This is a genomic window from Phormidesmis sp. 146-12, assembly GCF_052939495.1.
This window is the reverse complement of record NZ_JBJPHS010000100.1, coordinates 1575-21296: the sequence shown is the minus strand read 5'-3', so window position 1 is coordinate 21296 and position 19722 is coordinate 1575. Positions and strand designations below refer to the sequence as shown.

General features: G+C 50.5%; 14 protein-coding genes. 8 read left to right on the top strand and 6 right to left on the bottom strand.

All coding sequences use genetic code 11. The features are described 5' to 3' along the window. Positions 1-55: 55 nt before the first annotated feature. The 5 genes from ACKFKF_RS27920 to ACKFKF_RS27900 all read right to left on the bottom strand — a co-directional run bounded on the left by ACKFKF_RS27920 (position 56) and on the right by ACKFKF_RS27900 (position 7868). Positions 56-3991 (bottom strand): CHAT domain-containing protein, encoded by a 3936-nt coding sequence (locus ACKFKF_RS27920; protein WP_446870636.1) that lies wholly within the window; start codon positions 3989-3991, stop codon positions 56-58. Positions 3992-4265: 274 nt separating this feature from the next. Continuing rightward, positions 4266-4979, bottom strand: a complete 714-nt coding sequence (locus ACKFKF_RS27915; protein ID WP_446870634.1) for a DevA family ABC transporter ATP-binding protein — start codon at positions 4977-4979, stop codon at positions 4266-4268. Positions 4980-4988: 9 nt separating this feature from the next. After that, positions 4989-6161, bottom strand: a complete 1173-nt coding sequence (gene devC / locus ACKFKF_RS27910) for an ABC transporter permease DevC (protein ID WP_446870633.1) — start codon at positions 6159-6161, stop codon at positions 4989-4991. 9 nt (positions 6162-6170) lie between these two features. Further along, entirely contained in the window at positions 6171-7373 is a 1203-nt protein-coding gene (locus tag ACKFKF_RS27905; RefSeq protein ID WP_446870632.1) for an ABC exporter membrane fusion protein, read from the bottom strand. Between the two features lie 33 nt (positions 7374-7406). Next, a complete protein-coding gene (locus tag ACKFKF_RS27900; RefSeq protein WP_446870630.1) occupies positions 7407-7868 on the bottom strand; it encodes a methyltransferase family protein in 462 nt (153 codons plus the stop codon). Positions 7869-8001: 133 nt separating this feature from the next. Here ACKFKF_RS27900 and ACKFKF_RS27895 point away from each other — a divergent pair, with 133 nt between their 5' ends. The 6 genes from ACKFKF_RS27895 to ACKFKF_RS27870 all read left to right on the top strand — a co-directional run bounded on the left by ACKFKF_RS27895 (position 8002) and on the right by ACKFKF_RS27870 (position 16739). After that, complete coding sequence (locus ACKFKF_RS27895; RefSeq protein WP_446870629.1) at positions 8002-8550, top strand: PadR family transcriptional regulator; 549 nt, start codon at positions 8002-8004, stop codon at positions 8548-8550. Between the two features lie 413 nt (positions 8551-8963). Beyond that, a complete protein-coding gene (locus ACKFKF_RS27890; protein WP_446870628.1) occupies positions 8964-10232 on the top strand; it encodes an MASE1 domain-containing protein in 1269 nt (422 codons plus the stop codon). After that, positions 10139-10840 (top strand): sensor histidine kinase, encoded by a 702-nt coding sequence (locus ACKFKF_RS27885; protein WP_446870627.1) that lies wholly within the window; start codon positions 10139-10141, stop codon positions 10838-10840. The genes ACKFKF_RS27890 and ACKFKF_RS27885 overlap by 94 nt, the downstream gene beginning before the upstream one ends. 416 nt (positions 10841-11256) lie before the next feature. Next, positions 11257-13872: a hypothetical protein gene (locus ACKFKF_RS27880; protein ID WP_446870626.1), complete on the top strand. Its 2616-nt coding sequence runs from the start codon at positions 11257-11259 to the stop codon at positions 13870-13872. A 68-nt stretch (positions 13873-13940) separates the two neighbouring features. After that, positions 13941-15728, top strand: coding sequence for a hypothetical protein (locus tag ACKFKF_RS27875; RefSeq protein ID WP_446870625.1), 1788 nt, complete (start codon positions 13941-13943; stop codon positions 15726-15728). 162 nt (positions 15729-15890) lie between these two features. Next, complete coding sequence (locus ACKFKF_RS27870; RefSeq protein ID WP_446870624.1) at positions 15891-16739, top strand: hypothetical protein; 849 nt, start codon at positions 15891-15893, stop codon at positions 16737-16739. A gap of 162 nt (positions 16740-16901) precedes the next feature. Here ACKFKF_RS27870 and ACKFKF_RS27865 read toward each other — a convergent pair whose 3' ends face one another. Beyond that, positions 16902-17621 (bottom strand): response regulator, encoded by a 720-nt coding sequence (locus ACKFKF_RS27865; RefSeq protein WP_446861824.1) that lies wholly within the window; start codon positions 17619-17621, stop codon positions 16902-16904. Positions 17622-18078: 457 nt separating this feature from the next. Between ACKFKF_RS27865 and ACKFKF_RS27860 the strand changes: the two genes are divergently transcribed. Both ACKFKF_RS27860 and ACKFKF_RS27855 read left to right on the top strand, forming a co-directional pair. Continuing rightward, entirely contained in the window at positions 18079-18294 is a 216-nt protein-coding gene (locus tag ACKFKF_RS27860; RefSeq protein ID WP_446870623.1) for a hypothetical protein, read from the top strand. 295 nt (positions 18295-18589) lie between these two features. Continuing rightward, positions 18590-19480, top strand: a complete 891-nt coding sequence (locus ACKFKF_RS27855) for a flagellar assembly protein H (RefSeq protein ID WP_446870622.1) — start codon at positions 18590-18592, stop codon at positions 19478-19480. Positions 19481-19722 lie beyond the last annotated feature (242 nt).

Here is a 19722-nt window from a genome sequence, read left to right as displayed (position 1 = left end):
GCGAAGGATTACGGCAAGTACAGATCAATTGACTTATGTATACACGGTAGATCCTCTACCAGGGGCTACCAACCATCGTGAAGGATGCCCAGTAGTAGGGGTGAGCAAAAGAAGTGGTTTGACTCTCAGATTTGACCCGTCCTTTGAGGAGGCTTAACTGTGCCTGACGTAGGGCTTCGGCTTTGATCGGGGTCTTCTTTAACTGCTGATAAAAGTCCGTCATCAACAACAACGTCCCCTGATCACTGACCGCCCACAAACTGGCCATTGCTGATTTGACTCCCGCTTTTACCGCAAGCCCCGCAAATCCTAGCTCGGCTTCTTGATCGCCCAACGCAGTGCGGCAAGCACTCAAGACGAGCAGTTCGACGGGTGGATTGCTCCAGCCAAGTTGACGAATCTGATCAAGCCGCAATTGAGTATCTGAGAGTTGGATGTAAGAATTGCCGAGAGGGCCCGATCGAAACTCTGCATGAGTGGCTAAATGAATGATGCCAAAGGGTTGTTGTTGGCGCTGGGTCTTGAGGTTGTTGAGGGTAAAGCCTTCGTTGAGAAAAGTTCGACCTTTCCAAATATTAGAAATGGCGCTGATTTCTTGGGGAACGGCAGGAAGTGGAGTTTGCTGACTAAATTGAGAGGCTCCCATGGCCAAAATCTGGCTCTTTTGAATGTCACCCAGGCGCGTATCGGTGAGGCTGAGACTGGGCATCATGCCGATACTGTAGCGCTCGATCAAAAATCCTTTGCCATCGTGTAGGGCAGCTAGAGGCAGCGATCGCAGTCCCAGATCGGTGACAAAAACTAGATTGGTAATTTTGCGAGTTTGCAGATCGGACTCGATCGGAGCCATTAATTTCTGATAGAGCGCTTGGGATGATTCTAAATAGCTGGTGGTTTGAGACTTTCGGCTGTCAGAGACTTCTCGCTGAAAGCGTTGAGCCAGTTTGAGAACGGTGGCGCGGGTGGCTCCGGGGACTCGTCTGCGAATCGGCTGTCCTGTGGAGGTGACGACAAACAGTTCTAGCTCATCGCTGTCTCGCTGGGGGCTTGCACCTAGCTTGTATTGACCGTCTGACTTAGTAGATGGGTCACTGGATTGAGCCAAACTGGATGGGACAAACAAGGCATACACGATCGCAGGTTTTACCCCCGTCGCCCGTTCGACTTTGCTCAACGTATCTCGCACTTCGGGAAGCGTCTCAGCCTGCACATCACTTTCGCCGAGGTAAGTTTCAAACGTATCGGTGAGAGAATCCTCAATCTCGCTGACAAAGGGATCGACTTCTACGATCGTTCCGGAGGGGTTGTCTGCGGCAGCGATTTCGGCTTCGGGTTCTTCGGCGGGTTCGGCTTCTACATCGTCGGGATAATCTGGCTTAACGGCTTCGGGGTCTGGTGTCGTGGGTGGGTTGAGAATCGGTTCGGTAGGTTCGGGTTCGGGAAGGGTTGGGGGAACTGGCTCAACGGGCGGTGTACTTGGCGGCGGCGATGTTGAGGTGATCGTCACACTCACAGGCACCGGGACTGAACTAGAGATGCGATCGCTGGCAGCCAGCGTGAAAGCCACAATCTGACCCGTTGTACCCGGAGGCGGAGTGTACTCGATCGTCCCGGTTTCTCTAAACAGCGGAAGGTTGTCGCCCGGTTGCAGTTCAATCCCGTCTACTTTGAGAATGGCACCGGGGGCGATCGTCGCGACCGTAATCGTTGTGAAATCGTTGTTAGCATCGGTTGCCGTCGGAGCCAAATCACTGAGGCTGAGGGTGACGGGCTGATTTTCTGGCGTGTCAGGTAGATTTGAATCGACGGTGATGCCAGGGGCGACATTGTTAAACACAAAGCGAACGCCATCTTCGGCAAAGTTACCCTGATCGATCGTGCCTACAGATTCAAAAACGGTGGTGGGCGCGATCGTCACATTGTTGGTTGAGATGCCGCCTGCGGTGCCGTTGGTGGTTGCGTCTCTGACGATAAAGGGATTGTTGTTGGGGCCGCCATCGTGACGAATTTCGACTGATCCGGTGGCGTTGGTTGATCGCGTAAAAATCGTATCTGTGGGAGAAGCTGCGACAAATCCTGTCCCTCGAATTTGACCATTGTCTGCTAAAAGTCTGACTCTGCCACCCGTCCCCGCTCCACTTTGAGAAAGGGCGCTGGTGGTGATGCTTTCAAAGGTGAGATTTTGTCCTGCCTGTAGCGTCACAAATCCAGCGTTCGAGCCGTCTACAAACGCTTCAATATTAGTCGAGGTGTTGATGGCCCCCGTGAGAATGTCGCGTCCCGCCGTTAAGCTGATACTCCCCGCTCGACTGTCTGCAATTCCGGTGACAGAGGTGTCGATCGCCCCCGTTGTGATGTCGCCCGGAGCCGTCAGAATCACTGTGTTTTCTGGCCCGCCAAACGGATTTGAGGGTCTCTCTGTGCGAATGTTGCCTGTGGTGATGCTGGCGATCGTACTAGGTGAACCGCTCCCAAAGTCAGTAGAGCCAAACGCAACAGGTGGACTGCCAAAGACGATTCCAGGATAGCCAAAAGCGGTTTCTTCGAGGGTCGTGACTCCGGCTCTTAAGATTACAGCAGGCAGGTCAGCCAAAATTTGAGCATCGGCGGAGCAAGCAGTCAGACAAATCGAAGCCAAGTCAAAATCTGGGCCAGTGATGGTGATGTCGCCTGCGGTGATGCTGCCTGTAGCTTCGACTTTGAGCGCGACCCCCGTATAGTTGCCAAAGGTGACATCTCCATCGGCGCTGACGATCGGATCATATAAGCTAACAAAATTGCCGCCGCCGCCGCTCAGATTCAAAATCGAGAATCGTCCTTGACTGATAAAGTGGGCATCTCCAGAGACAATGCCATCGCTGATCAGGCTGAGATCGCCGCCGCTAACAAAAGGAGTCTGTCTGAGGTGATTGAGCGCCAGAATGTCGATCGCGCGATCGCCGCTCACGGTCAAATTGCCGCCCGATCGTGCCAGAAATGGATTGGTCAAACTGTCTCGCACTCGTACGGTGTCTTTTGCCAGAAGATTTAACGCTCCCGTCGTTTGCAGTTGGCTTTCGATCAGAGTTAAGGTCTGACTGGCTGCAAGGGTGGCAGTTTGGGCGGTGACGGTTTTGGCAACAATGTCGCCATTCTCAATCACAAAGCCCGACCCGATGAGTTGAACCTGTCCATTAGTGACGGTGAATCCTGTGGCGTTGCCGCCTGCGCCTCCTGTGAGCATCTGGGGAAGGGTGACGATCGGTAGGCTCTGTCCCGTGGTCGCGGTCGGCTGAATGTCGAGACTCAACAAACTGCCCACCTGACTGAGCCGCATCAAACTTTGACCCGGAATCGTCGCCAGCAAAACTTGCCCTTGAGGTGCAGAAAGCTGACCCGGACTGGCGATCGTGCCTGCAAACAAGCTGAGATTCCCTTGTCCGACGGTCAAGTTTCCTGTATTGACGATTCCCGCAGGGAACTGTGAAGCAACCGCACCAGGCTGAGGGGTAAAAGCGAAGGCGTTGGGCGATCCGAGTAGGGCTGAGTAGTTAGTATCCGCAGCATTCCACCAATTTGAACCAAAGCCAATCCCAGTTGCAGTCGTGGCAGTAAAGGAAGCTGGAACATTTAATCGAGCGCTGTCGCCAAAAATGATGCCCGCCGGATTGATCAAAAATAGGTTGGAACTGCCGCCCGTGACTTGAATCAGTCCATTAATGATCGAGACATCGCCACCGTTGACCCGTCCCAAAATATTTTGAATTGTGGGATTCGACAAAAAGTTGGCAATCTGATTTTGGTTTAGCCCAAACTGACTGAAGCTGTGAAATAGATTAGCGCCATCCGCCGATCGCGTTCCGCCTGTGATGTCTAATTGATTGCCGTTGGGGGTGACGATTGTTCCCGTTCCGTCGCTGGAGGGGGCGATCGATTGGGCGTGAGCGTTGAGTGAGGCAAAAGAAAGCCCCAAAACGAGAAGGGGAATCGAGAGACGCATAATCTGTTTCATCGCTGCTTTGGCTAAATCCTGTTTCAGTTTGCCCAAGCGATCGCAGCCACTAGAGATTAATCTGAATTCGACACCTGAGAACTCTATTAGACTTCCTGCATGAATACCTGGCGATTGATGTTAGCTTCGCAAGAGCCTTCGGCAACGCTGCTATCAGAACAAAGTCCACCTCCGTGGACTAACGGTTAAAATCGCCTCTTTAGTGTGCGAAGGCACACTTTGCTCTTGTAGCCCCGACTTTAGTCGGAGGGCATCTATGATTCGTGCAGGAAGTCTATTGAACACTTGCAGCAACATCAGAGCGATTCACTAAACACCCATCTTCCAGGTAGATAATGCGATCGGCAAGATCCAGAATGCGGTTGTCGTGAGTTACGAGTAGGATAGTACAACCTTGCTCCTTAGCGAGTTCTTCCATAATTTCCACCACATCTCGTCCCGACTTTTTATCGAGTGCAGCCGTTGGTTCATCTGCCAGAATAATTTTAGGCTGACTGACCAAAGCACGGGCGATCGCCACTCGTTGTTTTTGTCCACCTGATAGATCGCTTGGATAGTAGTCCATCCGATGCTCTAGTCCCAGGGCGCTCAAAATAGTCCGAATTCGGGTATCGGCAGCGACAGCAGTCACCTCTTGAGTTTCCAACGCCATTTCAACGTTCTGATAGGCAGTCAGGAAGTTTAGTAGATTGTGCGCTTGAAAAATATAGCCGATATGACGACGAGCCAGAGTCATCTGTTCTCTACTAGCCTGAAGCAACGCTTGCCCCAAGATGCTCAAATTCCCTTCTTGAACCGATCGTAAGCTTCCCATCAATGTCAGCAAGGTTGTTTTACCCGAACCTGACGGCCCTGTCATGATGACAATTTCGCCACGATTAATTTGCAGATTAATGTCAAACAAAACCTGCTTTTGCAGTGAACCTTGTCCATAGTAATGATTCAGATGAGCGATCGAGACGGCAGGTTCAGATAAATTTGTAACCATGCTCAACTCCTAAAAAATATCAGCCGGATCAGCCGTTTGCAGCTTACGCACTGCGATCGCAGCCGAAAGCGAACTCATGATTGCCGTCAGCACAAAAACAAACACCACTCGTCCCACATCCATTGCCATCGGCAGCATTGTAGCGATATTCGTAATCCGATAGATGCCTAAAGCAATCAGCGTACCGGGAATAAATCCCAGGGCTGCCAGGATCAAAGCCTCTTGAAAGACAACGATGAGCAGATAGCGATCGCGAAACCCCATCGCTTTGAGGGTGGCATATTCAGGCAAATGATCGGTGACATCACTGTAAAGAATCTGATAAACAATCACAGCGCCGACAATAAAGGCAATCACTACGCCTAAATCAAAGGTATAGCCCACGGGTGTACTAGCGTTCCAAAAAGCAACTTCGGCTTTGGCATAATCTTCTCGCGTCATTACTTTGACATCATTGGGCAAGCGCGATCGCATCTCTGCTAGAACCGCTTGGACATTGGCATCAGGCTTAAGTTTAATCACACCCACATCAACCAGTCCTCCTTGTCGGAAAGGAGCCATGCGTAAAAAGTTGATATCGCTCGTAATCAGATAAGCATTGATGCCAAATGTGGGGCTAAGTTTGAACAAGCCTTGGATTTGAACTTGGCGTTCATTGATTTCGGTAATGATGGTTTCTCCGGTCTGAAACCGATGAGCGATCGCGCCAAATTCTTTGCGAGAACCCAGATTAAACAAAGCGGTATCTGGCTGGCGCAGTCTCTCACGGTTGGCTTGGACTCCCGGAATGTTCAAAACCTGATGTTCTGGATTGATACCAATTGCGTAAATGTCCCAGATCTCTTTGTTTTCAGGATTACGCCACTGAATCGCATTCAGGTAAATCGGACTGACTGACGCAACCCCTGTGATGCCTGCGGCTTGGTAAAGTCGGCGCTCTGTAAATCGATCGAGGGAAATCAAAGACCGCGATCGCCCACTTAACATGACAATTTCACCGTTCAAGCTGTTGTGGAATTCCACTGCACTACTGAACAATGCTCCCCGAAAGCCCATTTGCAGAAACATCAGCACATCGGCAAAACTAATTCCAGCGATCGCCACCAACAAACGCGCCCGTTCTTTGCGTAACTGTAACCAGGAGAGAAACAGCGGTTTCTTTTTTGGGGTCATTGCAGTCATGTCATTGCCTCAAGAGTTGACATCAAGGGAGACTTGCACACTTAAATTAGTTAAGCCAGCAACTCGACGGCTAGACGCTTCATCTAACAGCACTTTTACTTCCACCACTCGCGCATCAAACTGTGCCGCCGGATCAGTGTTCAACACGTCTTTTTTATTGATTTCTAGTCCGACTTCTACGACTTTGCCGTGCAGCACATCTGGAAAAGCATTGTTCTTGCTAATCACGATTGCGGCTTGCCCTGCTCGAATGCGATTGATATCTAACTCATACACTTCCGCCACTGCCACCATGCGCTGAGTTTGTCCCAGGCTGATGATGCCCTCACTTCCGACCAGTTCTCCAGGACGAGTGTGGATTTTGAGGACTTGCCCGGCTTGGGGCGATCGTACCGTCGCCAAATCGAGTTCTGCCTGTGCCCGTGATACTCTGGCTTGCGCCTCTGCCACTCGTGATCGTGCGACCTTGACATCCACTGGACGCACCTCGGCAATTTGGTCGAGCGTCGCTTGCGCCTCAGAAATCTGCTGCTGCCGCGATCGCTGGATTCGGCTCAAGTTCACCTGTGCCTCGTTAAGTTGTTGTCGAACTGTATCAGCAGCTAATTGCTTACTATCCCGCAAAGATGCGGAGACAGCGCCTTCTGCATAAAGCCTCTGATGCCGTCGATTCTCCAGTTGTGCATTACGAAGTTCTGCTTCCAACCGAGCGATCGTGGCTTCCTGCGCCTCAGCTTCGGTCTGCAATTCGACTCTTTGGCGATCGACGACTCGTGCCTGTGCTCGAATTTGCCCTGATTTCGCGCCCGCTTCTACCTGACCCAACTGAGCTTGGGCAACGCTCACCTGTTCCTGGGCTTCCTGTAAGGAGGCCTGCCGCCGCTTATAGCTATCCAAAACTGCAATTACATCTCCCTGACGAATCCGCTGCCCGTTGCTGACTCGGAGGCTTTCAACTCGTGCCCCTTCTGACGATGTGGGCGCAAATACCTGAATCACCTCACCTTCTGGCTCTAATCGCCCCAGAGCAGACACTGTTTCAACCGTTGGTGCAGCAGCTACCACAATCGACTGCTGAGTTGGATGAATCAACCTCATTCGATAGACCATGCCACTGCCAACCAGCAGTAGACAACCGACTCCCAACATTGCGCTGCGGCGGGGCGATCGCCATTTCGTTCCCCCATTCATATTGACCCTAGATGACTCCATTTTTTAACCTCAAGTTTTTGCATTCAAACAGGTCTAGAGCCACCGACGAACCTTCTCTTTGTATTCGCTGTACGCTTGTCCAAACTTTGCATTCAACACTTGCTCCTCAGGGATAATTTGAAAGCGCGTGGTAAAGAGGATGAATGCGATCGGGCCTAGAAGTACCCACGGAACCGCCAAGTACACAGCCCAGCCCACCAGTAAAGCGGCAAAGCCAACGTACATGGGATTGCGTGTGTAGCAGTAAATGCCACCAGTCACAAGTGAGGATGTCGCTTCAGGATTCACAGGATTGATCGTCGTCTTAGCCTGACGAAATGCCGCAATGCCTAGCGCTAAAACAGTAAAGCCTGACAAGGCGATCACGCCTGCGATCACGAAATGCAAATTCTCTTCGATTTCAAACTCAGGCGCGGACTGAGCAGTTACCCACATTGCTGCTCCGACAAGTACGACAACTATCGGCGGCGGAATCTTGTGATCTAGAGCATTCATGGTTTAACTCCTGAGATAGTTGGGCGAGAAAGAGACTGTGAGGACAGACTACTCTAGTTTTTTTACTCAATTATTTGAATACAAAAACTAAGGTACACTTAATCTATTGAATCCGTCAAGTAGTTTTTTGGTTATGTCACTCAAGCACACCATCCTGGCATTCCTGTCTCGTCAACCTCTCAGCGGCTATGACGTTGCCAAAGAGTTTGCCGAGGGATTTGGCAGTTGCTTCTGGAAAGCGAGTCAGCAGCAGATCTATGCCGAACTCACCAAGCTAGAACAGCAAGGCAGCGTTACTTATGAAGCCATTCCTCAACCAGGACGACTGGACAAAAAAATCTATTCCATCACAGAGCAAGGTCAACAAGAACTGCTCGATTGGCTAATCAAACCCTGCGAACCCGCAGCCATCCGTGAAGATCTAGGCGTGATGGGGCTAGCGGGTCATCTAGTGCCCTCTCAGGTGGTGATTCGTGAAATTGCACGACGGCGACAGTTACATGTTGAGATGGTGCAACAGGTCGAAAAGTTAGATCAGCATTTTGCCCAACAGCTCGATTCGCTAGACCTCAAAGATCTCTATATGCATCTAATTATTCGTCGCGGCATTCGTTATCAAAAAGAGTGGGTAGCCTGGTGTGACGAGGCGCTTCAAGCGATCGAGCAGGCTGTAAAACATTAAGCAGTCGAAATGATTAACGCAGCGGTCTTTGGTAATTTTCAGCAAAGAATATACCCACAGGCTTCGACTCGGCTCAACCGAATAGAACTGTGCTTTGAGCCTAGAGATTAATCTGAATTCGATAGGCGGTTGAAACCGCAGCTAAAGAACAAAATTCGCCTTCGCGGATTAGCGAACCTTTGAATCGATTTGGGTTGTCTTTGCAGACTTCGTTCTTTTAACCGCCAGCTTTGATCTTAAAGTCCCTAAAAACTGGGGGTTGGGAGGCAAAAGGCCAAGCAGCGCAGCGAAAAAACCTCATCGACACAGGCACTCATCAGCCTTGAACTGCAAAAATCTTTCAGAAGATACGTGCTGTTTCGCATCATTTGCCCTATGTTGGGTGTTGCAATTTACATAGGTGCGACAGGGCGATGCAAGCCAAAAGAGTGAACCGCAGATGGCTAACGTTCCTACTGTGTGCGATCGCACTGATTTTGGCGCATTTGACAGCCCTGCTGTTTCGCGTCCAGCCTGCGGTTTCGCTGTGGTTTCCTCCGTCGGGGGTGGCGGTGGCGATCGGGATCTGGCTGGGTCTACCGGGAATTGTCTTGACGGGGCTGGTGTCTTGTCTGATGGCTTCGTTTTGGGGTAATCACGGCTGGGCGCAGCTTGTCGGTTGGACAGATAGCACCGAGCCGCTCGTCGCCTGGTTTTTGTATCGAGTCTGCTGGCGTGGGTCACCCTTCTTAACCGACTTGAGAGAAGCAGGCGCATTTATTTTGGCGGCTCCCGTAATGGGTTGTTTGAGTTCGGCGATCGTAGGCAGTTTGTCACTCGTCGCCTTGGGCAAAATGTCGTTAAACACCTTGCCAGAAAGCATTTCGTATTGGTGGTTGGGCAACGCGATCGGAACGATGACGATCGCTCCCCCGGCGCTCTTGTTGCTGACCCCGCTGCTACAAAAATCGGGCTATCTGATTGGCGAAACAGACCCTCCCAGAAAGGCAGCTAACTTTCGTCGGTTGCGCGATCGCCGCCATTGGGCAGAAATTCTTGTAATTTTGATCTTTAGTACGAGTACTGCGTTTCTCACGGTTTCTCAAACGACGAGAACAGGCTTTTCGTTTCAGCAGTTTTCGTTTCTCAATTTCGTGTCAATTATTTGGGCGGCGACTCGATATGGCGTGGTGGGCGGCACCTTGACGGCGAGTTTTTGTGTGTTTGCGACGCTGATTGCTTATTTGACAACTTATCCCAATGCGATCGCGTTGCCCAGTTTTCCGGTGAGTGCGGAGGTGTTGTATGTTCACAAGTTGAGTTTGCTAATGCAGTGTGGGGTGAGTTTGCTGATGGGCATTGCAATGACTCAAAGGGCTGCAACTCAGGTGGCTCTGGCGGTTGAAAAGGTCAAGGGGCGAGAATATCAAGCCCGCGTCGCCCTAATGGAACAACTCGAAGCGACGAATACTCAATTAGAACAATCGAATGCTGACAAAGATGAGTTGCTCATTCGCGAACAAGCAGCCCGACAAGAAGCCGAATCGGCCAATCGCCTCAAAGACGAATTTTTAGCCGTTTTGTCTCACGAGTTGCGGGCAGCTTCGCTGTGCCGAAGGCAACGCCCCTCAATCCGATTTTGGGCTGGACAAGTTTGCTGCGGACTCGTAAGTTTGACGAAGCGGCGACCAGTCATGCGTTAGAAGTGATCGAGCGCAATGCAAAATTGCAATCTCAACTGGTTGAAGATCTGTTAGATGTCTCAAAAATTTTGCGCGGTAAAATCAATCTCAATTTTGTGTCTGTGTCATTGTCCAATGTGATTCTGGCTGCGTTAGAAACGGTGAGAATTGCTGCCGAAGCCAAATCAGTTGCGATCGAGACGCAGTTTGACTCAACCATCGGCCCAGTCAGAGGTGATCCCAATCGGTTGCAGCAGATCGTTTGGAATTTGCTCTCAAATGCGGTGAAGTTTACGCCCGCTGGAGGACAAGTCAATGTGAGTCTGGAGAGAATTGAGCTTCCTGCTTTAGAGTTTCCGCCAGAGGCTTTAACCTCATTTGCTCAAGTCGTTGTCAGCGACACAGGTAAAGGAATCAAGGCTGACTTTTTGCCTCATGTGTTTGACTATTTTCGGCAAGAAGACAGCAGCACCACGCGATCGTATGGCGGGTTGGGTCTAGGACTGGCGATCGTCCGTCAACTCGTCGAACTCCACAATGGCACGGTTTTGGCCGAAAGCCCCGGAGAGGGACAGGGGGCACGATTTACGGTGAGGCTGCCCTTGGGAGGGATGAGGGATGAGGGATGAGGGAGGAGGGAGGAGGGATGAAGGTTAGACATTAAACCGAAGACATTAGACCAAAGACTCAATTTTCCGGCGTTGCTGAATCAGGGGATGAATTGCCCCAAAGCGGCGGGAAACCCAAGGTTCAAAGTCCCCCATTTTTGGGGGATTTAGGGGGCGAAAAGATGGACACTTCCCACAGATTCATCCCTCCAATCAGCAACGCCCATTTTCCTGTCTAGCGTCCAGAGTCCAACGTCCAACGTCCAAAAATTCCCCGCGTGGGTACTGTTTGTTGACGGGTGTGCTTTCACAATTAGGGCAGAAGCATTTGAGAGTAGCGGACTGCTGAATCGAGCCAACTGAACGCAGAAATCAGAACAGGCCTTTCCTCCCTCCTCCCTCCTCCCTCATCCCTAACTAATTCCGCAGGAGCCAACGTGTTTACCAATATTCGTCTGAGTCAGATTGATGATGCTGTTTTTAGTAAAGCTGCCGTTCGTCTGGCCGAACCGATGCCCCTCGTCAGTGAAGTTGCCGCGATTGAGACCGTTCCCGTCGTACAACCTGCCTTGACTGCCCAATTAGAAAAGGTGCGCTGGATCAATCCTGAATTGGCAGCGGGGATTGCCATGATTCGAGAACCGATCGTCGGGGTGCCTCGTAGTCAAATCACAGTCCCAATTTCGCCCAGTGCAACGGTCACAGATGAAGGGCTGTTTGAGGCGAATGGCGCAACGTTTTATCTGCCGCGCTATCGAGTAGCCGAACGTAATCAACAGGTACAAATCTCACTGGGAGCCAGTCCTCAAGGCTGGAGTCTAACCATTCACCTCGAAAAGTATCCCGCAGCAGCCATTCAAGAATCTGCGAGAACGGCTCAAGAACTCAGCCACGCGGTCAGCGTCATTTTGCAGCATCGCTTAGTGCCAGGGGTGGCGAATGGGGGACAAAAAGAACTAATTTTTCAAGAAATTACTACAGAATCAGGCGGCATTCAGGCTGTGTTGCAGGTGCCTTCGATCGCAGAGCGCGATTTACTTTATCAAGTTCTGACCAATTCTGACTATGCAGCCGTTTTGACGATTCGGCGATCGGCGCGGGTAGGCATTCCTTTATCTGATGTGGCAACAACTGCAAGCGCGATCGTTTCGTCGGGGACAGGAACCATTCGCGGCACCTGGACGTTTAGCTTTGACACGGGCACTGAGGGCGGCGAGGGCGATGTTTGGTGGAATCAAGAAACCAATGTGCTGCGGCAAATGGTGCCCCGTGGCAACGCTCAAATTGTGCATCTGGGAAGTCGCAACTTTGATGAGATCACGGTCAAAGAACTGCAATCTTTGGCCTACGGAACAACGCCGATCGATGGTTCTGTAATCCGCAAGCGATTTCCTAAGCAAACTATTCCCATTCGCAGACCGATTGACCAGGAGGTTGTGCGAATTAATCCTAAACTCAAGCCAAATGTGATTCGGGAAAGGGTTAGTCCGTTTAGACCCATTGATAACAAAGGTGAGACCATTTGGAGAGGCCCGATTCTCGAAGATGATGATCCAACTGCTTTTCGTCGCAATCTATTGACTAACGGAAATGTATTCGCCGTCAGAACAAATAGCGGTAATTTTGCCAAGGTACAAGTGTTGTCTTATGGATACGATTTGCAAGTCCAGTGGGTGACGTATCGATCGTCTGTTGAGCCGCAGTTTCGAGAAGTAACGCGGGTTTTGGATGTTGAGAGCGACCCCTCGCGAGTATCTCAAAGAGATCGCGTTCCTTTTGTTTTTCCGCCCAGCCTGCATCCCTATATTTTTAGCAGCATTACAGGAAACAACACCCCCTTTAAGCCGACGCTACAACAGGTTAATGGACATAGCTATTACCAAGATCCGGTCGAGCGGCATGTGTTTTATTATTTGCCCGATAGTTTCAAGTTAGTGCGCCGTCCTGAGAGTCCTCATTATCCTTTGTTGTCGATTCAGTTTCATCCCGTGGGCGATTCCGAAGAAGTGCGGGTGACGATCAGCTATTGGGCGTATCCCTATGTCAATGCGGCTCGATTAGAAACGGCGACCAGTGAGTTGACCAAAAAGATTCCCAATCCCCTGCCTGCGGGAGTCACCGGAGTTGTCTATCAGCCTTTGGTGGCGAGCAATCCGCGTCTCTACCTGGGCTTGCCTCAGAGTGATGGGTCTCTCGCCTATCAAGAACGCCCCGAAGTGTTGGTCGAACTGCGAACCGGATTTCGCGATTCTCGCACCCTCTCACTTGAGGAATTTCAGGCGGTTTACGATGCGATTTTTAGCCCCACGACTCAGCTATTTCAAGGACAAGTTCAGGTTTCGTTTCCCGACGGACAACACACTGAGATCATTCCGTTTACCGCGCAGATGAATGATCTGGTTGGCGAAAAATTTGACTACAGCAAAGAAATTGATCTGGCAACCGGATCAATTCGAGCCACGCTCAAGAATGCGATCGAGAGTCCCATCCGCATCAATCAACTCACCGCAAAGATTACTCACGACAACGCTCAAGTGAATGGAGTGATCAGCTTACTCAGCATCCCGTTACCCGCCGTATTACCGCCCGGAGAGTCACTTTCATTCACCGTTACACCCGCTAGTATGATCGCAGGCAGCAGTCCTCCTCAAGTCACATTCGATCTCAGCGGCGTTGAAGTGTTAGCCGACTCAAAAGCCATCTGGGACAAAATCGTGTTGCCTCAATCGACAATGACTTACAAGCGCAAAATCAGCGTTAACACCACACAAAGCACCTTTGGCGATCGCATCGATGTCATTAGCGTTGATCTCAAATTGGGCACGACGATCAATTTCACTCGTGATGTTTCGCTTGATGCCAATGGCGTTCAGACCAGCGTTACGACTCCGATTCGCGATCTGATTTTACATGAGGCTGATTCTGGTATCTATGAGTATCGATCGCTCGTGATTCTCAAAGATGGCACCAGGGTCGAAGATCCGGCAAATCAATGGCGATCGGAAACTTCAGAAACGCTGTGGATCACAAATACAAAGCTGCCAGCCTTTTAGAAAGGGCTAGGGGGATCTCAACTTCTCAGCCTCCGATCGTCCAAACTGCCTCTTAGCATCATCTACCTATGTCACTGCAAGGACTTCCTGATTTTCATCACCCTATCCAGACAGAAGAGGGGCCGATCTTTTTTGCTTACGAAACGGGGGGTTGCTTTGTTTTGCCGAATGCGGTGTCGATCGCAAACCGCCTCGATGCACAGCCTGACTTCGCTTTGACGCTGGTTCGGGGACAAAATCCGACCTTACCTCCCAAGCCTTACGGACTCCTGGATTTTAGGTTACAGCCCCACTATTTTCTCGATGCGGCGTTGGCTGCGGTTCGTCAACAAAATGCTCAAGCGACCGTAGAGCCGATCGGCTTTCAGTCTGGTTTTTTGCGCCTCTACCCCGAAGTGGACGACATTCCTGACGATCTAAAAGTGCCGATCTCGTTGGCGTGGAATGGATTAACGAGTGCCCGCTACAGTCTTAAGCTGTCCGAATCGACCGCGATCGCGCTCAAAGGGGCCCTGACAGGAAACATCCTCAGACTTCGGGGACAGGCTGAAATGGAAACGATCGGCGTTGCTCCCCGCTTGCCGATTCGCGTCCGATTTGATCCCGCAACCTTGCTCAACCAGCTTGCCGCTTTAGGAAATGCCCAACGCCAGATCGCCTGTGAGGACGTTCTAAACTTCTTTCGCAAAGACATTCGATCGTTGCCCTTAGAAGCGATTTCGACCACGCCCCTTGAGGGATTTTTGGAGGGATTTGCAGAAGCGATGACCGATTGGATTCGTGCTTATTTTGGCACCTTCATTCCCTCGCCGATTGACGATCGCCGGGCGTACATTGCGCTGTCTTCCGCAGATCACGGCAGCTTTGAATGGGATTTGTCTCAACCGTTGCAAGCCTATCGCACGATCGTGTTTTCGCTTGATCCGTTAGAGTCCGCTCGTCAATTGGCACAAGATCAGGGATTAGAAGCCGTCTTTCAAGAACTGACCGTTCCCCCAATTCCGACGGGCACCTGGACGATTAGAGCCTCTGCCAATCTACCCGAGCGTCGTCCGGGAGTGATTGCGATCGGAGTCACGCTAAAATCTCCGCCTGCTCTGCCTTATCGTCCTCAAGCGAGAATTGCCTCTGCCCAATTTATTCCACCTGACGACACAGCAACGTTAACACTGCGACTATCGCCTATCGAAAAGCTGGAATACAAGTTTTTTACATCAGTTGTTTTAGAAGATACCACTGGAACAAGAGAACTCAAAAGTGAAGAAATTACTCACCAGGGAGAACGCCTATCGATCAGACCTGATCAATTTCCAGTCAAGTTTTTGATGATTGAAGGAACACGATCGCTGCTCACATTAGCCACACTTCGAGGAATCTGTCGCTGGCAAGAAGCCGAACAGGTCAACACACAAACTTTTGATTTAACCGCAGCCGACTCAATGATTGCGATCGCTCTTCCCAAAGACATCAGTAACGCCACACTAGAAATTTTTGCCCAGTCTCTAGAAGGCAATCAGACGCTACACCTCGACCCTTTCCCCGCCAAAAGCTGTCAGCTCGGACTTCACTCCTTTCGAGAGTATGGCGTGCATCAAATCAGCGTCGAATGTGAGTTTAGCGAAGCCGTGAAACTGTGGGCGATCGACCTTCTCCCCGATGGTGCCCCCGAATCAGAAATGAGTGTCCTATTTTTCACACCGTCTCAGCCCCAAAAAACCTGGAGTTGGTTAGCAAAATCTCCCTTTCGATCGGGCTATCGCTACCGTCTCCATCCCACGATCGGTGCCCTTCCCTCAGACTGGTCAACCCTCCAATCCCCGTTTGCCTCTCTCAAGATTCAGACGAACTCACCCTAAAGCACGTCAGTTCAATCTAGTTTCCTGGCTGCGGTGTTTACATCTTCTGCCCCCCAAGCTGCCAATTCTAAGGGACTGTAAACCAAGAATTCTGGCTTTCATCCTCCCTCCTCCCTCCTCTCTCCTCCCTCCTCACTCCTCACTCCTCATTCAGGTAACAAAATGACCCCACTTCCCCAAGGCTTCGACTACCAGGGCATCTACTGCTATCCCAATCCGACAGAGGCTTCTAGCTTTTACTACATTCCTGGCGCTCCCGTTTCACAGCGCACTTCTCAGGGGTTGCCTTCTATATCGCTAATGGCGATCGATCAGTTTGCAATGCTTCAAGTTAGCAGCGAATGGACTGTCGCTCCAGAACAGTTAGAGGCTATTAGCAACACGATCGCCTCTCAGTGCCATCCGTCTGATATTCAATTACAACTGGCCCCGATCGTCGTCGAATCTGTGACGCTGCTGCTCAAAAATGAACGAGGCGAGTTTGAAATTCTCGGTACAACTCAATCGTCCGGCTATGTGCCATTTTCAGCGGTGTTTAGCGTGCAGTTGGTGAATGAACAAAAAGCCCAGGCGATCGCAGCCTTCAATGGGCGAGCTGATCAGCTAAAAGTGACCTACAAAGCGACGTTAGAGGTTGAAGTTTCTGCCAAAGTCACGATCGCCGGAGACATCACAGCCGACCTCAAAAAACTGCCCAAAAACCCAGAAATAACCGACTGTCAGACTCAAATCGAAAGCGCGATCGCCCATCATCGCCTCAAAGTAGAGCAGTCAGCTTCTCCCCATGCCTCAGACGACTTGCAAAAAAGAACTCTAAAACTTGCCCAAGACCGAGCCGCAGACCTGTTGTTGCACTTGGCTCAGGGTGCCCCGATCGTTCACGACCGATCAACCTTTCGCGCATCGGCTGATCTGATAGAGAGCCTTCCCGTTTCACTAGAGCGATCGGCTGATATTAGCACCTGGTTTGCGACGGGCAGCGGAATGGACTATGTGCAGCTAATCGGCTAATCCAAGACTTTGAACTAGAATTCGGCGTTGCTGAATTATGGGATGAATTGCCCCAAAGCGAAGGAAACCAAATGTTCAAAGTCCCCCAAAGTTGGGCGATTCAGGGGGCGAAAAGATTAACACTTCCCACGCATCCCTCCAATCAGCAACGCCAGTTTTTCCTTATCTCACCAATCCCGTCCGCAGTGCCCGCACCGCCACCTGAGTCCGATCGTCAGCACACAGCTTATTCAAAATATTGCGAACGTGAGTTTTGACCGTGCCGATCGTGATGTACAGCTTTTCTGCAATCTGCGCGTTGCTGCATCCATCTACAATCAGCCCCAACACTTCTAGCTCACGCCCCGTCAGCGGGTAAGCCGGAACAAAATCACCATCTTCAGAAGACATGCGATTGATGGTAATCGTCGAAGACCCACTATTGGGATTGGTGTCGCCATAGTTTCTCTGGTTTTGGTGAAGGACAATCCGAGCGATCGTGGGATCAATCCAGGCGTTGCCCTCAGCCGTGACTCTTAGCGCCTCAGTCAAGCGATCGATGCTGGCATCTTTCATACAATAAGAATCCGCACCAGCCGCAAAAGCTGCCAAAACGGTCTCCTCATTGTCCTGCATTGTCATAATCAGAATGCGAGTGTTGGGGCATTCTCCAGCCGCTTGAAACTGTCTAAATTCGTGAGTTAGATCAATTCCATTCATATCGGGCATATCTACATCCACAATTGCCACATCTGGCTGTGTTGATTTCAACAGTTTTAGCCCCGATTTACCGTCTCTTGCTTCACCAATCACTTCGACCCCTTCTTTGCGTTGGAGCGCCGATCGCAGCCCAATCCGAGTCAGGTCATGATCTTCAATTAAAACAATTCTAGTGGTATCCATAGCTCAACCTCAAATTTTAATAGTGGGTGACAGAGATCACTCTTGAGACAGGTGAACGTCTGTGAAAGGATTTTATGCGATCCCTCGATCGGCTCTGTGTATCTTGAGAGGCATCTATTTGCTCAAAAAGTTCTTACTCAAGATAGAGAGGTATAACTTGACACAGGAGCTAACTTGCTTTCGGTCTATAATTGGATTGAGAGGGTCTTTCACATTTCTACCGTCAACTTAACATTCCAGTAGTTTTGTATCTCGGAATGTTGCGAAAGCTGTTGAAAGATTTCAAAAACTCATATCTCAGGGATTCCTCACAAGTTCCTCAGATTCTGACTTTAGTCTCAAACCGTGATCCCTGAGAATTTTATCCCTGCTGTCACGACTGCCCACTTTAGAGTCGCTCACCTTAGAAAGGACACAGGGAAATAAATATTCAATTTTTAATTCCCTTAAAAACACAATGTCTAATTGTCCTTGCTGCTCCGATCAACTATTACGCCAGGTTCACCGGGGGTCACTCTCCTGGTTTTGTCGCACCTGCTGGTCAGAAATGCCCAATTTTGAGGCAGTGCGATCGCAAATAGACTCCAGATTACACCTCAACATGACTGACTCCATCAGCCAGCCTACTCTCAAGCCGCTACGCCCTCACCGCCCACAGGATCTAGCAGCCTGACGATACGATCGCCCAAAAGCAGAGTTCTTGATCAAGATTATGGATTCAATAAACTCAGCTACCGTTAGCTTCGCAAAGTGCATTCAGCAACACAGCCATCAAGACAAAACCAACCTTTCCAGGCTAAAGCTTTTTTCTAGTCTACGAAGGTGGACTTCGTTCTCTTGAGCGCAGTTTGAACCATCAGCCAAAATTAGTGTCTTTTCTGAGAATCAATTGACAAGACGGCCCAAACCCTCGATCGTATCCTTGTTGACACCCGATCACGGAGCGCGCCCCCGGCCAGATACCGTCCATGACTCAGATTCCTTTTGACCAACTCGCCAAACAGTTTCTCCAAACCGTACTTACGCCCCTGGGCAATGTTGAGCGCAGCCTCGAAGTGCCGGGAGAGTCTAAATTTGTTGATGTCTGGTTTGAGCCTGCAACCACTCCAGTCGTTGACCCAGCCAGTCTGGGCGTATTAGGTAAAATCGCCGCAACCCCCTGTCTGCTCGAACCCTTCCGCAACCCTCCCACGCGCACCGAAGTTCGGACTTGTTTGCTCAAGCTTTTGTGGGTACAAGAAGAAGAGCATCGCAAAGCCACTCGACAGGATTCAAGACTTGCAGAAACCGAATTGTCTCAGTTGTGGATTCTCGCTTCTGCGGTTTCCAGACCGCTGCTCGAAGATTTTGGGGTGACGCTCAGAGATGATTGGGTGGCAGGGATTTATTTTTTGCCCAATTCGCTCAAGAGTGCGATCGTCTCCATTAATCAACTTCCCGAAATTGAGGAAACCCTATGGCTGAGAATTTTGGGTCGAGACACCACTCAGAGACGCGCGATCGCTGAAGTCATTGCATTACCCCAAGACGATCCCCGGCGGGCAGAAACGTTACAGATGCTAACCGCCTGGAAAGTTACAATCGAGATGAATGAACCCCTGGAAACTGAGGATGAGGCACTTCTGATGGCACTATCACAAGCTTATTTGGAATGGGAACAAGCCACTGAGCAACGAGGCGAACAACGAGGCGAACAGCAAGTCATTGAGGCTCTTCTTAAAGCTAGATTTGGTGAACTGGATACGTTTTTGGGGGCGATCGTTCCTCAGATCCTGGCCTTGCCCACCGAGGAGTATGCTGTTCTCTTGCTGCAACTTTCTCGTGAGGAATTGTTGGCACGGTTTTCTCTACATGTCTAGCAATTCATTATCGGTTGGCAAAGGGACAAATCATATCAAAATGGCAGCGTCTAGAAACTGAGGATGAGGCACTCCTGATGGCACTATCACGAGCTTATTTGGAATGGGAACAAGCCACTGAGCAACGAGGCAAACAGCAAGTCATTGAGGCTCTTCTTAAAGCTAGATTTGGTGAACTGGATGCGTCTTTGGGGGCGATCGTTCCTCAGATCCTGGCCTTGCCCACCGAGGAGTATGCTGTT